This window comes from Amycolatopsis sp. NPDC114503 (genome assembly GCF_055633655.1).
On the sequence record NZ_JBVKDT010000001.1, the window covers coordinates 269,937 to 284,785 of the forward strand.

A 14,849-nucleotide genomic window follows, 5' to 3' on the forward strand; every position below is an offset into this window, starting at 1 on the left:
ACGAGAACCTGACACCGACGTCAGGATCCAGGATAGCCGTGTCCCCTTCCGACGGCTTTTCCCAGGAGAACCCTCATGCAGATCGCAGGCTCAACCGCACTGGTCACCGGTGCCGCACGCGGACTCGGCACCCACTTCGTCCGCGCCCTGCTGGACCGCGGCGCGGCGAAGGTCTACGCCACCGCTCGCCGCCCGGTCGACCTCGACGGCGCCGTGTCCCTGCGGCTAGACGTCACCGATCCCGGCTCGATCGCCGCCGCCGCGGCCGCCGCCCCGGACGTCGACCTGCTGATCAACAACGCCGGAATCGCCGGCTTCACCGACCTGGTGACCGGCGACCTCGCCGAGATTCGCCGGGAAATGGAGACGAATTTCTTCGGCCCGCTGCGGGTAATCCGCGCATTCGCGCCAGGATTGAAGGATGGCGCGGTTCTGAACGTTCTGTCCGCGCTTTCCTGGGCGAGCTACCCGGGCTCGGCGGGATACGCGGCGTCGAAAGCGGCGGCGTGGAGCCTGACCAACTCGGTGCGGCTGGAACTGCTGGCCCAGCGCACGCTGGTCAGCGGCCTGGTCATGGCCAGTACCGACACCGACATGATGGCGGGCTTCGACATCCCCAAGAACGACCCGGCCGAGGTCGTCCGGCTCGCGCTGGACGGCTTGGAAGCGGGGGAAATCGAGATCATCGCGGACGCGGACAGCGCGACGGCGAAAGCCGGGCTGTCCGAGCATCCGACCGTGTTGTACCCGGCCCTGCGGAGCGAATGAGGTCCCGAGGGCAGGGATTCTGCGCGAAAGGCTCGATCAATTCCCGGAGCCGATGTTGCCGCCATTCCCGTTGCCGAACCCGGGGCCGTTGTTCTGGTTGCCGAAGCCGGGGCCGTTGTTCTGGTTGCCGCCGTTCTGGCCGTCCGGAACGCGGTGGCGCTGGCCGGGACCGCCGTCGTTGAAGCGGTGGCCGCCCTGGTGCTGGCTCATGCCGGGGCGGCCGGGGTGGTGCGTCGCGGCCATGACGCCGCCGACGATTCCGCCGCCGACCGCCAGTCCCAGGACACCCACCGCGACCAGCTGCGTCGCCCGGTGGGCTACGAACCGGCGGAAACCGCTCTGCTTCGGCGGCGGCAGCGGCATGCCCCACGTGCCGGGTTGGGCGAATTGGCCAGGTTGGCCGGGCTGAGCGGGCTGGGCGGGTTGCTGAGCGGCCGGTCCGGCCTGCTGACCCGCTTGAGCCGCCTGTTCGGCAGACGACGCCGGTTGGCCCGCCTGCTCGGCGGACGGCCCAGGCTGGCCTAGTTGGCTGGTCTGCTCGGCAGACGTCCCGGGCTGGCCTAGTTGACTGGTCTCCCCGGCGGACGGCCCAGGCTGGCCCAGTTGGCTGGTCTGCCCGGCAGGCGGCCCGGGCTGGCCCAGTTGACTGGTCTGCTCGGCAGACGGCCCAGGCTGCCCCGACCGAGCGGCTTCCTCGGCCGACCCTGGCTGACCAGCCGAAGCGGCCGAGCCCGGCTGACCAGCCGAACCAGCAGAAGCTCCGCCCAGGTCCCCGGCCCGGCCGAACTGTTCAGTCGGCTCCTGTCCGGCGCGCTCGCCGGACGAGGGGTTTTCGTTGTCGTTCATCGTCGGTCCTCCGGGCTGAGCGGGTGGGAGGCGGGGTGTCCCGGCTCCCACCCCTGAGGGTGACCGTCGATGCTGTGGAGAAGCTGAATCCCAGCTGTTTAAATCCGCGCGCCGTTCACAGGTAGAACGACAGGAACAGGGTCACGACCCAGGTCGCGCCGAGCACCTGCAGCACGCGGTCCTTCAGGGCGATCTCGTCGGGCGCGCCTGCGGTGCCGCCGTCCACGTCGACCGCGTAGCGGAGCACCGCGATCACGAACGGGATCATCGACACCACGGCCCACACCGAGTTGTGCTCGGCCTGCCGGATCTCGAACGCCCACATGCAGTACGACATGATCAGGATCGCCGCGGACGTCGCCCACACGAAGCGCAGGTAGCTCGCCGAATACTTCTTCAGCGAGGACCGGATCTTCGCCCCGGTGCGCTCGAACAGCATGATCTCCGCGTACCGCTTGCCGGCCACCATGAAGAGCGACCCGAACGCCGTGACCAGCAGGAACCACTGCGACATCGCGATGCCGCCCGCGACACCGCCCGCCACCGAGCGCATCAGGAAGCCCGAGCCGACGATCGCCAGGTCCACCACCGGCTGGTGCTTCAGTCCGAAGCAGTAGCCGAGCTGGACGGCTTCGTAGACCGCCAGCACGATCGCGAGGCGCCAGTCCGCCGCGAACGACACGGCGAGACCGGCCAGGAAGAACACCACGGCCGAGGCGTAGGCCACCGGGACCGGGACGATGCCCGCCGCGATCGGGCGGTTGCGCTTCGTCGGGTGGGCCCGGTCGGCCTCGACGTCGACGGCGTCGTTGATCAGGTAGACCGACGAGGCGGTGAGCGAGAACGCCACGAAGGCGATCAGCGCGTCGATGACCAGCTCGGTCCGGTTCGTCGCCTTGGAGAAGGCGAAGAACGGCGCCGCGAAGACGAGGACGTTCTTCACCCACTGCTTCGGCCGCGCGGTCTTGATCACCCCGAGCACGAGACCCACTGGGCTCGGGCCGGAGCTGACAGCCGGGGCAGCCGGGGTCGAAGCCGGAGCCTCGGCCTTCTCGGACTTCTCGGTTTCTTCGGCCACGTCGGTCTTTTCGGCAGCCGATTCCGTCGCTTGCGCGGATTCGGCCGTACCGGACGCGTCTTCGGTTCGCTCGTCGGTCGTTTCGCTCATCGCTTCTTGGTCAGCTTCCGTCGGATCAGACCGCCGACGACGCCTCCCAGGGCGGCTCCGGCCAGAACGTCTGTCGGATAGTGAACGCCGAGCAGCAGCCTCGAGGCGAGCATCGGCGGTACCAGGGCGGGGACCAGGTTACGCCCGGTCAATCCGGAGTAGAGCACCGCCGCCGCTGTCGTCGACGTCGCGTGCGACGACGGGAAGCTCAGCTTGCTCGGCGTGCCGACCAGAACCTCCACGCTGGGATGGTCCGGACGGCGCCGCCGCACGACGCGCTTCACGGCGATCGACGCGGCGTGCGCGCCCACCACTCCGGCCGACGCGACCAGCCAGTCCTTGCGCCGGTCGCGGTCCACCGCCGCTCCGAGCAAGCCCAGCGCGAACCATCCCGCGCTGTGCTCCCCGAACAGCGACATTCCCCGCGCGACCTGCACCGTGCCGGGCTTCTTCAGCACCTTCTGGGTGCGGGAGAGCACGGCCACTTCACCTTGCGCAGGGGGGTCCAGGGGGGCTTGCCCCCCGGCTGGGGTCCGGGGTTCGACCCCGGAGGTCGCAGTCTTCTCAAGCATCGATCGACCCGTCCAGCGGCGCACCGTCGGTGAAGTGCGGGGCGATCTTGTTGTCGAACACCGAAAGCGCCGACCCGATCGCCATGTGCATGTCGAGGTACTTGTACGTGCCCAGCCGTCCGCCGAACAGCACGTTCTTCTCGCGCGCCTCGTTCTTCGCCAGCTCGCGGTAGCTTTCCAGCTTCTCGCGGTTCTCGGCGGTGTTGATCGGGTAGTACGGCTCGTCGTCTTCCTTCGCGAAACGCGAGTACTCGCGGAAGATGACCGTCTTGTCCTTCGGGTAGTCCCGCTCCGGGTGGAAGTGGCGGAACTCGATGATCCGGGTGTAGGGGACCTCTTCGTCGTTGTAGTTGACGACCGAGGTGCCCTGGAAGTCCCCCGTCTGGGCGACCTCGGACTCGAAGTCGACGGTGCGCCAGGTGAACCGGCCCGCCGAGTAGTCGAAGTAGCGGTCCAGCGGCCCGGTGTAGACGGTCGGGATGCCCGCCGGGAGGTGCTCGCGGACGTCGAAGTAGTCGACGTTCAGCCGGATCTCGATGTTCTCGTGCTCGGCCATCTTCTCGAGCCACGCGGTGTAGCCGTTGACCGGCAGACCCTCGTAGGTGTCGTTGAAGTACCGGTTGTCGAAGGTGTAGCGGACCGGCAGCCGGTTGATGATGTTCGTGCCGAGGTTCTTCGGGTCGTTCTCCCACTGCTTCGCGGTGTAGCCGCGGATGAACGCCTCGTAGAGGGGGCGCCCGATCAGGGAGATCGCCTTCTCCTCGAGGTTCTGCGCGTCCTCGGTCCGGAACTCGGCGGCCTGCTTCGCGATGAGCTCGCGCGCCTCGTCCGGCGTGTGCGACTTGCCGAAGAACTGGTTGATCAGGCCGAGGTTCATCGGGAACGAGTAGACCTGGTCCTTCACCCGGGCGAAGACCCGGTGCTGGTAGCCGGTGAACTCGGTGAAGCGGTTGACGTAGTCCCACACCCGCTTGTTGGACGTGTGGAACAGGTGCGCGCCGTAGCGGTGCACCTCGATGCCCGTTTCGGGCTCGACCTCGGAGTAGGCGTTGCCCCCGAGGTGGTGGCGGCGCTCGAGGACCAGGACCTTCTTGCCCAGCTCGGCCGCGGCCCGTTCGGCGATGGTCAGGCCGAAGAAACCGGACCCGACGACGACGAGGTCGTAACCGCGAAAGTCGTCTTCAGTAATCTTGGCGGAGTTCGTGTGCTCGCTCACGGGCGCTCAGGGTACGCAGTCGTGCGACCGCCTCCCGAACCGACCTCGGCATCCCGCCGGGTTTTACCCGCACTACACAAGTGAGAAGCATGCCTGCACCAGACACCTTCTGGACTTATTTCGGCGCGGTCGCCACTTACCTGGCCGTGCTGGTGGTCCCGGGCGGCATCATCGGGAGGGCCGCGGGAGCGCGCGGCTGGGCCCTGGCCGGACTAGCGCCGCTGCTCAGCTACGCCGTCACCGGTCTTGGCGGGCCCTGGCTGGCGGCTGTCGGCCTCCGCTACAACGTCCTCACCGCCGCGGCCTGCACTCTGCTGCTGGCGGGGATCGCGTGGGGGATCCGCAGGCTCTGCCTCGTGCGCGGCTGGATCAAGCCCGGCGCGGAGGAGCCCCCGGTCGTCTGGAGCAAGCGGGCGCACTGGTCGGTCGCCGCGTGCGTCGTGGTGGCGACCGCGCTGTCGATCGCCGTGGTGCTGTCCGCGCGCGGCGGGACGACGGCGGTCTTCCAACGCTGGGACACCGTCTATCACGCGAACGGCATCCGCTACATCGCCGACACCGGCGACGGCTCGCTCATCGGCATGAGCAAGGTCAACTGGTACCCGGACGGCTCGTTCTACCCGAACGGCTATCACCTGGTCGCCGCGCTGGTGTACCAGATCTCCGGCACGAGCATCCCGGTCACGCTGAACGCCGTGACCATGCCGGTCGCTGGCATCTTCGCGCTGTCGATGGTCGCGCTGGTCCGCCAGATGGGCGGCCGTGCGGTCTTCGCGGGCTGCGCGGCTCTCATCGCCGCCGCGGCCACCACGGGCGCGTACGAGTCGGTGTCGAGCGGCCTGCTGCCGTACGCGCTGGGCGTGGTCCTGACACCGCTCATGGTGGTCTCGCTGCAGCGCTTCCTCGTACGTCCGGGCGTCGACACCGGCATAGTGCTCGCGCTCACCGTCGACGGCTTGCTCGTCGCGCATTCGAGCGCGCTGTTCGGCGGCACGCTCTTCGCCGCGCCACTGGTGCTGCAGCGCTGGTATCGGTCGCTTCGCAAGCTTCCCGTCGACGGTGTGCCCGAGGGACGGAGCGGGCTGCGCGTGATCGGCGGCGACATCGTGCGCACAGTGCCGGTCATGGTGATCGCGCTCGCGCTCGCCTCGTTGCAGATCCTGGGCGCGATCGGCTTCACCAACGGCGCGTACCCGTATCAGCCGTGGAACTCGGATCTGCCGGTCATGTCGGCGCTGAACATGCTCGCCACCTTCCAGCAGGTGCTGCACAAACCGCAGCTCTGGCTCACCGTGCTGCTCGTGGTCGGCGTGCTGAGCTTCCGCTCGCTCGGCAGGCTGCGCTGGCTGATGATCTCCGCGATCGGGTTGTCCGGACTGTTCGTGCTGGTCACGTCCTACGGCGCGTCGCCGCTGGTGATTTCGCTGTCGCGGCCGTGGTGGAACGACCGGTTCCGGCTGATGGCGCTGGCCGCGATCCCGCTGTGCCTGCTCGCCGGGCACGGCATGGCGGAACTGCAGCGCTGGATCGCGCAGCTGATCCGCTCGGTCAGCTGGGCGAAGGCGCGGCCGAAGGTGGTGTCGCGGCTCGGAGTCGCGGCGGCGGCGGTCGTCGTGGCCTTGACCGCGGTGTTCACCGGCGGTTTCTACCGCACCGCGAACGCCACCGCGGTGTCGTTCCTGTACTACAACGGGCCGGAGGGCGAGGTCACGCCGCCGGTCAGCCCGGACGAGATCGCGGCCATGGACTTCCTCGGCCGGATGGGCATCCCGGCGGACCAGAAGGTGCTGAACGACCGGCTGGACGGCACCGCGTGGATGTACGCGCTGACCGGCGTGCACCCGGTGGCCGGCCACTACGACGGCGGCGGCCCGATCTCGCCGGACGCGGCATACCTGGCGCTGCACTTCCGCGATTACGACCTCGATCTGCGCGTTCGCGAGGCGGTGCAGCGGCTGAAGGTGCACCACGTGCTGGTGGGCAGCGGCTCGATCGCCAAGGACGCGCCGCTCTCCCCCGGGCTGCGCGACCTGCGGGGCAGCGATTTCCTGCGCCTCGTCTACGACAATCCCGGCGCGCAGATCTACACGATCATCAGGTGAACCTCGTGACCGCGGCCTCCCCGCCGCGGTCACGAGGCATTACTCGGCCTTGAGGCCCGGAAGCACTTCTTCGACGACCTTTTCCAGCACCGACTCGTGGCCCTCGTACGGCCCGCTCGAGCGCGGCCAGTGCACGATGACGTCGGTGAAGCCCAGCTCACGGGCCCGCTCGGTGGCCTCGCGGAACGCCGCGACGCTGCTGAGCGAGAACACCGGCGCCGCGTCGAGGCTCAGGTACCGCTGGATGCCCGCCGGCTCGCGACCGGCCGCTTCGAGCCGCTGGTCGAACGTGCGGACCAGCTCCTCGATACCGGTCCACCACTCGTCGAGGGTGTCCCCGCCGCGGCCGGTGGTGACCCAGCCCGCGCCGAACCGCGCGGCCAGCGTCATGGTGCGCGGGCCGTTGGCCGCGACCAGGAACGGCAGCCGCGGGCGCTGCACCGTGCCGGGCAGATTCCGCGCGCCGCGCGCGGAGTAGTACTCGCCGGAGAAGTCGAATTTGTCGGTCATCAGCAGCCCGTCGAGGGCCTCGACGAACTCGGTGAAACGGTCGACCCGCTGCCGCGCCGTCAGCTCCGGCGCGTCGAGCACCTGCGCGTCGTAGCGCGAACTGTCCACGCCCGCGCCGACGCCCAGCACGAACCGTCCGTCGGACACGTCGTCGAGGGTGATCAGCTCGCGCGCGAACGGCACGGGATGCCGCGCGACCGGCGAGGCGACGAAGGTGCCCAGCCGGATCGTGGAGGTGACCATGGCGGCCGCGGTGAGGGTGGGCACGGCGGAGAACCACGGCCCGTCGACCAGCGATCGCCAGCCGAGATGGTCGTAGGTCCACGCGTGGTCGAAGCCGTACTCCTCGGCCGCGCGCCATTTCGGCTCGGCCGCCCACCAGCGGTCTTCAGGAAGAATTACGATGCCTGCTCGCACGCGGCTGACCGTAACGTCCAGCACTGACATTCGCTCGAACGGGCGGCGACCGGGAGAATGGGACGCGTGGAGAAACCCCGGTTGATCGCGTCCGATGTCGACGGCACCCTGCTCGGCCCCAGTGAACAAGTGACGCCGCGCACAGTGTCGGTCGTCCAGCGGGTCCTGGCCGACGACGTCCCGTTCGTGCTGTCCACCGGCCGCCCGCCGCGCTGGATCGCGCCGATCGCCGGGCCGCTCGGGCTGACCGGGTACGCGGTGTGCGCCAACGGAGCCGTGCTGCTCGACATCGGAGCCGACACGGTGGTCGCGGTGCACGGCGAACTCGAGCCGGTGCTGCTGCACGACCTGGCCTCCGCGCTCGACAAAGCACTGCCCGGCTGCCGGCTGGCCGCGGAACGCGTCGGCACCGGCTCGGTGGACCACGAACTGCGCAATTTCGTGATCGAGCCGGAGTACCACAACCCGTGGGGCGACGAGGAGAGCCGGATCGCGCCGCGCGCCGAGGTGCTCGGGAAAACCGCGATCAAGCTGCTGGTCAGCCGGCGCGGGATGACGTCGGAGGAGATGGCCGAAGCGGTGGGAGCGGTGCTCGACGGCGCGGTGGACGTCACGTACTCGTCCTCGGGCGGGCTGATCGAACTGTCCGCGCACGGCGTGACCAAGGCGACCGGGCTCGCGGACATCGCCGAACGCTTCGACGTGCCCCAGTCGTCGGTGATCGCCTTCGGCGACATGCCCAACGACGTCGAGATGCTGCAGTGGGCCGGGCACGGCGTCGCGATGGCCAACGGCCACCCGACGGTGCTGGCGGTGGCGGACGAGATCACCGGACCGGCCGCGGAGGACGGCGTGGCGCAGGTGCTGGAGCGCTGGTTCTAAGCGCCCGCAGAAAGTCCCTCAAGGAGCCCTTCACGGACCACCTGCGTCGCGCAAGTCCGGAGCGGCACGAGAGCGCTCGCTAGCGGCGGTCGAGCTCGGCGGCTTCCTCGGGCGTCGGCGCGCTGCCGCCGAGGTGCGCGGGCAGCCACCAGCGTTCGGCGTCGGTCTCCGGCGCCTCCGGGTACTCCGCCTGCGCCTTCTCCAACAGCTCCGACATCCGGGCGCGCAGGTCCGTCGTCAGCGCTTCGCACGAGTCGTCCGGGCCAGGACGCATCGGCTCGCCGATCACCACCGAAATCGGCACGTGCCGGTGGGTGAGGTCCTTCGGGCGGCCCTTCGTCCACAGCCGCTGCGTGCCCCACAGCGCCATCGGGATCACCGGGACGCCCGCCTCGGCGGCCATCCGGACCGCGCCGGTCTTGATGTCCTTCACGGTGAACGACCGGCTGATCGTGGCTTCTGGGAAGACGCCGACGACCTCGCCCGCGCGCAGCCGGGCCACCGCCTCGTCGTAGGACGCCTGCCCGGCGGCGCGGTCCACCGGGATGTGGTGCATGCCGCGCATCAGCGGCCCGGCGACCGGGTTGCTGAAGATCTCCTGCTTGGCCATGAACCGCACCAGCCGCTTGGCCGGACGGGCGCCGAGGCCGCAGTAGATGAAGTCCAGGTAGCTGACGTGCGTGCAGGCGAGCACCGCACCGCCGCGGGCGGGCACGTGCTCGGCGCCGGTCACCCGGAGGCGGTTGTCGAGCAGCCGGAACATCAGCCGCGCGGCAACCAGGACGGGCGGGTACACGAGATCAGCCATGCGACCCAGGTTACGGGACCGTAGGTTTCCCGCCGGTAAGTCGCGCGGGTCGGCTCCGCCACACTTCAGGGGCAGGACACGTAGTGGAAGTCCGGGGCGCGGTCGAGTTCGTCGACGAGCCGGCTGGCGTCGTCGGCGCGCGGGTAGACCGAGATCCAGAACGGCGTCCCGATGCGCCGGAAGGTCGCGACGCGGTACCAGGCGGGCAGGTCGTCGGCACAATCCTGGCGACTGGCGTACCCCGATCGACCGGGCACGGCGAGCGTCGACCGTTCCGCGTCGAGCCCGACCACCAGCACCTTCGTCCCGGCGCGGCTCGCGAGCAATCCCGGCGATCCGGCGCTCACGACGGACCCCGGCGGCAGGTAGCGGGCAAGCCAGTCGCCGACCTCGGCCAGCTGCGCTCCCTGAGTGCTCCAGGCCTGTACGCGCGCCAGCACCTCGGGACTGAGCACAGAGACCGCCACCGCGACCCCGGTGAGCGCCGCGGTCGCCACCGGAACCGCCCGGGAAACCGCTCGCGGCCTCGGCGCCCCGGTGAGGACGCCGCATCCGGCTACGGCGGCGACCGCCAGCAACGGCGGTACCGGCACGAGCAGTCGCCACGAAAGCCCCGGATCCTCCTCGAAGAGGACCACGAACGCGGTATGCCCGGCGGCGAGCGCCAGCAGCAGCCACAACGCGGGCCGGGCTTCCGCCGCGCGTCCCCGGTTCGCCGCCAATCCCGCCACGGCCACGGCCGGGACGAGGAAACCCAAGTGCGCCAAGGCGAAGCCGCCCAGGTACGGCCAATCCGGGCCGGGCGGCAGGCCCGTGTCGGGCACGAACCGGTCGTAGTAGGTGACGCGCCAAGCCGTCCACGGAGCCAGGAACACCAGCGCGCCCAGCACGAAACCGACCGGGGCCCACCAGGTGTGCCGACCGCGCGCCGCCGCGAAAACGAGCCATCCCGCGCCGACGACAGCGAGCACGAGCCCTTCCGGCCGCGTCATCACCGCGCTGGCCACGAGCACCCCGGCCACCAACGGGCGGCCCGCCACCAGCGCGTACGAGACACAGAGCACGAGCAACGCGAACATCGGCAGCTCAGTGCCCGAAAGCCCGTACACCGCGAGCCCGTTCGCGCCCGCGGTCAGCAACGCCGCCGCGACCCCGACCGCTCGCCGCGGCTCGATCCCGTCCGGCAACGCGAGCGCGGCAATGCGATTGGCGAGGAAATACGCCATCAGCACGCATCCCAACGCGGCCGCGCTGCTCAACACGACAGCAGAGGACGGCACTTCCGCACCGAATGCGCCGCGCGGCAATGCGATGACCACGAGCCAGAGGAAATTCGCGTACGTCTCGCTGCGATCGCCAGTGTTGAAAACCGGCCCAATACCGTCGGCGATGTTCTGTGCGTACCGGAAACTGACGTACGCGTCCTCGGTGGCAGTGGCGAACAACAGCTGATGCGACAGCGAAAACGCGAGAACGAGAAGGAGAACCCCGACGCGCCACCGCCGGTCGTGTCCCATCCGCCGCCAAGCGGCGACGACCAGCGCGGCCAGCGCCAGCCATCCCCCCACGACCGCGTAAACCACGCGCCCCCTGCCTCCCGCGCCCCTCACCCGTCCGGCCGACCCCTGGCGGACCGCTCCTCACCAGTTCCAGTCAAGCGCGCGGCCGCGCTCCGCCGACATCAGCCGTTCGGGTGTATATGGGTGCCCGCTAGTCTGGGGTTTGATTCCAATCCGCCACTTCGGGGGCCGGCGGATGTCCCGTGACCTGAGGAAGACTGTGCCGAGCGAACCCACCCTGCTGTCCGTGGCAGCCAGCATTGCCTGCTGCCTGCTCGTGCTCGGAATCCCCGGGCTCATCACCGGTGTCGCCGCCGGTCTGCGCGGCTGGCTGCTCGCCGGTCTGACGCCGTTGCTGAGCTACGCCATCGCCGGTCTCGCGGGTCCGTGGACGGCGGCGATCGGGCTGCCCTTCAACGCCTGGACCTTGGCACTGACCACGGTGATCTTCGCGGCTGTCGCGTTCGGACTCCGACGCCTGACCGTGCGCCGGTGGCCGTACGAGCCGGAGCCCCGGGTCTGGGAGCCGCGGGCGAACTGGGCGGTCGGCGCGTGTGTCGTCCTCGCGACCGCGATCGGGTTCTACACCGCTGTGCACGGCATGGGCCACCTCGGCGCGATCGCGCAGGGCGGCGACGCGCCGTACGCGGCCAACGGCATCCGCTACATCGCCGAAAGCGGCGACGGCAGCCTCTTCGGCATGAGCCGGCTGAACTGGTACGGCGACGGTTCACCGCCCTTCTACCCCAACGCCTACCACCTGCTCGCCTCCGTGCAGTACACGCTCAGCGGCGGTTCGATCCCGCTGACCCTCGACGTGAACACCGCGCTGCTGCCGGGATTGCTGGCGCTTTCGCTCGCGGTGATGGTGCGGGCGTTCCGCGGCCGCGCCGTGCTGGCCGGTGCTGTCGCGCTCGCGTCGGCCGCGCCGGTGATGGGCCTGTACGAGTCGATGAACCGCGGGCCGCTGTTCCCGTTCCTGGTGGGCATCGCGCTCACCCCGCTGGCCGCCGTGGTGCTGCGCCGCTACCTCGACCGGGTCGCGCTGGACACCGGCTTCGTGCTGATGCTCGGGGCGATCGGCCTGTTGTGCGTCCACTCGTCCGCGTTGTTCGGCGCGATCCTGTTCGCCGGGCCGCTGCTGGTGCAGCGCTGGATCGAGCGGTGGCGTTCGATCGGCAAGGACCTGCTGGCGCTGCTGCCGATCGCGGCGGTGTCGGTTCTCGTGGCGTCGATGCAGTTGTTCGGCGCGCTGGGGCAGGCGAGCAGCTGGGGCTATCTCGGCTGGCCCAGCGAATGGCGGGCGACGACCGCACTTGGCGCGCTGCTCGGGTTCCAGCACTTCGAACCGCATCCGCAGATCTGGCTGTCGGCGGCGCTGTTCGTCGGTTTCATTTTCTTCGCGAGGCTGCGCGGCCTGCGCTGGATGGGGCTGACCGCGCTGATCACCGGCCTGTTCTACATGGCGGTGGCGTCCTCGGACTCGCCGCTGGTCATGGCGCTGTCGCGGCCGTGGTGGGACGACCCGTACCGGTTCATCACGATGGCGATCGTGCCGCTGTCGTTCATCGCGGGCCACGGCGTCGCGGCGCTGCACGAGTGGCTGAAGGAACGACTGCCCTCGCGCGTGCCGCCGGCCGCGCTCGCCGCGGTGGTGCTGCTCGCGTTCGTCGGGGTCACGAAGGGCCTGTACACCCGCACCAACAGCGAAGTAGTCGCGGGCGGCTACCACAGCCCCGACCCACGCACCCAGAACATCACGCCCGGCGAAGAACGCGCGATGGTGGAACTGGGCAAGCTGGCCAAGCCCGGCCAGTGGGCGATGAACGACCGCTACGACGGCACACCGTGGACCTACGCACTCAGCGGTGTCCGGACCGTCGCCGCCCACGACGACGGCTCCAACCCGCCCTCGGACGCCGTGCTGCTCGCCGCGCATTTCCGCGACTACGAAACGAATCCCGCGGTCCGTGCCACGGTGGAGCGGCTCAACGTCCGCTGGGTGATCCTGGGCCGCCCGGCTGCGCCGCCGAAGCCCGCGTACGCGAATGAAGGCCTGATCGGACTGGACGGGCTTCCGTTCCTGAAAGAGGTCTACCGCAACGAGGACGCGGTGATTTACCAGCTGAATCGCTGAGGCTATTCGATTGCAGCGGCAGGATTTTTCGAAATCCTGCCGCTGTTTCTTTTTGGTGCCGTTTCCCGATGACCGGAACAGTGTTTCGCGTCACACTTCTTCCCGGTAATGCCTGCGCACACCCATCGATAGTCAATCCGGTCAATCGAAAAGAATTGACTCGTGCAGACGACTTCGAGGGGGAAGCCATCGACACAGCAGCCGAAATTGCGCCATTCAGTCTATGGACAACGCATCCGCAGTCAATTATCGCTCGGTGAAGGAAGAAACGTCTGTGCCTCGAAGAACCAGCAGAATCCTGGTCCTTTCCGCCGCCCTGGTCACCGGCAGCGTGCTCACCTCGCTCCCGGCGCACGCGGTCTCCGGCGGAACCACTGTGCCCGTCGGCACTTCCAGCTATCTCGCGCGAATCGCCACCCCCACCAAGGCGTGCTCGGCCGCGCTGATCGACCCCTCGTGGGTCATCACCTCGGCAAGCTGCCTGACCGCGAACGCCAACGGCGCGCCGACGGAAAACGCGACGGTCAGCGTCGGCGCGGTCGATGTCAGCACCGGAGCCGGAACGAACGCCAAGGTCGTCCGCGTGGTCAGCAGGGCCGATCGCGACGTCGCGCTGGCGAAACTCGACAAGCCCGCCACCGGAATCACGCCGGTCGCGCTGGCCACCACCGCACCGAAGAGCGGCGACACCCTGCAACTGGCCGGATTCGGCCGCACCGCAACCGAATGGGTGCCCGCCCGGCCGTCCATCGCGTCGTTCTCCGTCTCGTCGGTGAACGCCACCGACATGTCGATGACGTCCGCCAACGGCGCGGACACCTGCCTCGGCGACGCTGGCGGCCCCGCATTGCGCACGGTGGGCGACAAGGCGGAGGTCGTGGCCGTCAACAGCCGGTCGTGGCAGCACGGGTGCCTCGCGGTGACCGAAACGCGCCAGGGCAGCATCGAAGCACGGGTCGACGACCTCGCCGGCTGGGTCCGGCAGAACACCGTCCCGACCCCGGTGAGCTGCCCGAACGGAGCGGTCATCTGGAACGACACGACGACCTTCAACCTGCGCCGATTCATTCACAACGACCCGGCGAACGGCACGCCGAGCTGGGTGGAACCGACCGGTTCCAGCGGCAACGGCTGGTACGGCCGTCCGGTCGCCGGCAAGGACGGCGTCCTGTGGGACATCCACCGCAAGCTTGTCCCGACCGATCCGGCAGGCAACGGCATCCTCAGGCGCTGGAAGTGGGACGGCACGAAGCTGACCGGCGGCCAGCAGGTCGGCTCCGGCTGGGAACGATTCCTCAAGGCCGATTTCCGGAACCTCGTCACGGCCGATCAGGCCGGCCGCCTCTTCATCGTCGATGACCAGGGCCAGCTGCGCGTCTACGTCTGGGACGACGCCGCGAACACGTGGGTCAACGCCAACGGCCAAACTGTCGACACCGGCTGGGCGAAGTACGACTCGATCACCGGTGCCGGCGACGGCGTGCTCTACGCCAGGACGCCGGACGGCAACCTGTACCGCTTCCAGTACGACTTCGCCGCGGCGAAGTGGACTCAGCGGGACAAGCTCGTCGGCACTGGATGGCAGATCTTCAACCAGATCTTCTCGCCCGGGGCCGACATCCTGTACGGCCGAGGAGCCAACGGCCCGAGTCCGTGGGACGGCACGGACGGCCCGGTCCTGCGCTGGTACCGGTATTCCGCGAACACCGACACCTGGCTGCCGACGGGCACGAACGGCACCAGCATCGGTACGGGCTGGAACACCGAAATCCACGTGACAGCGGCACCGGACTCGTGCCGGCTCGTTCCGTGAGCTGAACTCGTCTGCTGAAAAATGAGGAGGCCGCCCGGGTTCGGGCGGCCT

General features: G+C 69.3%; 12 protein-coding genes. 5 read left to right on the plus strand and 7 right to left on the minus strand.

Features of this window, described 5'->3' with window-relative positions; all coding sequences use genetic code 11:
* Positions 1 to 75: 75 nt before the first annotated feature.
* Positions 76 to 768 (plus strand): SDR family oxidoreductase, encoded by a 693-nt coding sequence (locus tag ACZ7OI_RS01425; RefSeq protein WP_470262272.1) that lies wholly within the window; start codon positions 76 to 78, stop codon positions 766 to 768.
* 36 nt (positions 769 to 804) lie between these two features.
* Here the strand turns inward: ACZ7OI_RS01425 and ACZ7OI_RS01430 are convergent, their stop codons facing one another.
* From ACZ7OI_RS01430 to glf, 4 genes are all read right to left on the minus strand, one after another.
* On the minus strand, positions 805 to 1,614 hold the full coding sequence (locus tag ACZ7OI_RS01430) for a hypothetical protein (protein WP_470262273.1): 810 nt from the start codon (positions 1,612 to 1,614) through the stop codon (positions 805 to 807).
* A gap of 115 nt (positions 1,615 to 1,729) precedes the next feature.
* Positions 1,730 to 2,782, minus strand: coding sequence for a decaprenyl-phosphate phosphoribosyltransferase (locus tag ACZ7OI_RS01435; protein ID WP_470262274.1), 1,053 nt, complete (start codon positions 2,780 to 2,782; stop codon positions 1,730 to 1,732).
* On the minus strand, positions 2,779 to 3,267 hold the full coding sequence (locus tag ACZ7OI_RS01440) for a phosphatase PAP2 family protein (protein ID WP_470262275.1): 489 nt from the start codon (positions 3,265 to 3,267) through the stop codon (positions 2,779 to 2,781). Before ACZ7OI_RS01440 ends, ACZ7OI_RS01435 begins: the two co-directional genes overlap by 4 nt.
* A gap of 79 nt (positions 3,268 to 3,346) precedes the next feature.
* The gene (glf, locus tag ACZ7OI_RS01445; RefSeq protein ID WP_470262276.1) at positions 3,347 to 4,570 is read right to left on the minus strand and encodes a UDP-galactopyranose mutase; all 1,224 of its coding nucleotides are present in this window, start codon (positions 4,568 to 4,570) and stop codon (positions 3,347 to 3,349) included.
* An 89-nt stretch (positions 4,571 to 4,659) separates the two neighbouring features.
* On the opposite strand from glf, the gene ACZ7OI_RS01450 reads away from it, so the two are divergent.
* A complete protein-coding gene (locus ACZ7OI_RS01450; RefSeq protein ID WP_470262277.1) occupies positions 4,660 to 6,672 on the plus strand; it encodes a DUF6541 family protein in 2,013 nt (670 codons plus the stop codon).
* A 39-nt stretch (positions 6,673 to 6,711) separates the two neighbouring features.
* On the opposite strand, the gene ACZ7OI_RS01455 is transcribed toward ACZ7OI_RS01450, so the two are convergent.
* Complete coding sequence (locus ACZ7OI_RS01455) at positions 6,712 to 7,599, minus strand: LLM class flavin-dependent oxidoreductase (protein ID WP_470262278.1); 888 nt, start codon at positions 7,597 to 7,599, stop codon at positions 6,712 to 6,714.
* Positions 7,600 to 7,656: 57 nt separating this feature from the next.
* Here ACZ7OI_RS01455 and ACZ7OI_RS01460 point away from each other — a divergent pair, with 57 nt between their 5' ends.
* Positions 7,657 to 8,481, plus strand: a complete 825-nt coding sequence (locus tag ACZ7OI_RS01460; protein WP_470262279.1) for an HAD family hydrolase — start codon at positions 7,657 to 7,659, stop codon at positions 8,479 to 8,481.
* Positions 8,482 to 8,560: 79 nt separating this feature from the next.
* Here the strand turns inward: ACZ7OI_RS01460 and ACZ7OI_RS01465 are convergent, their stop codons facing one another.
* Positions 8,561 to 9,289, minus strand: a complete 729-nt coding sequence (locus ACZ7OI_RS01465; protein ID WP_470262281.1) for a lysophospholipid acyltransferase family protein — start codon at positions 9,287 to 9,289, stop codon at positions 8,561 to 8,563.
* A 65-nt stretch (positions 9,290 to 9,354) separates the two neighbouring features.
* On the minus strand, positions 9,355 to 10,872 hold the full coding sequence (locus ACZ7OI_RS01470) for a hypothetical protein (RefSeq protein ID WP_470262282.1): 1,518 nt from the start codon (positions 10,870 to 10,872) through the stop codon (positions 9,355 to 9,357).
* 223 nt (positions 10,873 to 11,095) lie between these two features.
* On the opposite strand from ACZ7OI_RS01470, the gene ACZ7OI_RS01475 reads away from it, so the two are divergent.
* Both ACZ7OI_RS01475 and ACZ7OI_RS01480 read left to right on the plus strand, forming a co-directional pair.
* Positions 11,096 to 12,985 (plus strand): DUF6541 family protein, encoded by a 1,890-nt coding sequence (locus ACZ7OI_RS01475; RefSeq protein WP_470262283.1) that lies wholly within the window; start codon positions 11,096 to 11,098, stop codon positions 12,983 to 12,985.
* A 274-nt stretch (positions 12,986 to 13,259) separates the two neighbouring features.
* Positions 13,260 to 14,798 (plus strand): tachylectin-related carbohydrate-binding protein, encoded by a 1,539-nt coding sequence (locus tag ACZ7OI_RS01480; RefSeq protein WP_470262284.1) that lies wholly within the window; start codon positions 13,260 to 13,262, stop codon positions 14,796 to 14,798.
* Positions 14,799 to 14,849: the final 51 nt, after the last annotated feature.

Coding starts and splice junctions, on each gene's coding strand:
- ACZ7OI_RS01460 (WP_470262279.1), top strand. CDS start 7,657: ATGGGACGCGTGGAGAAACCCCGGTTGATCGCGTCCGATGTCGACGGC.
- ACZ7OI_RS01430 (WP_470262273.1), bottom strand. CDS start 1,614: ATGAACGACAACGAAAACCCCTCGTCCGGCGAGCGCGCCGGACAGGAG.
- ACZ7OI_RS01450 (WP_470262277.1), top strand. CDS start 4,660: ATGCCTGCACCAGACACCTTCTGGACTTATTTCGGCGCGGTCGCCACT.
- ACZ7OI_RS01435 (WP_470262274.1), bottom strand. CDS start 2,782: ATGAGCGAAACGACCGACGAGCGAACCGAAGACGCGTCCGGTACGGCC.
- ACZ7OI_RS01465 (WP_470262281.1), bottom strand. CDS start 9,289: ATGGCTGATCTCGTGTACCCGCCCGTCCTGGTTGCCGCGCGGCTGATG.
- ACZ7OI_RS01425 (WP_470262272.1), top strand. CDS start 76: ATGCAGATCGCAGGCTCAACCGCACTGGTCACCGGTGCCGCACGCGGA.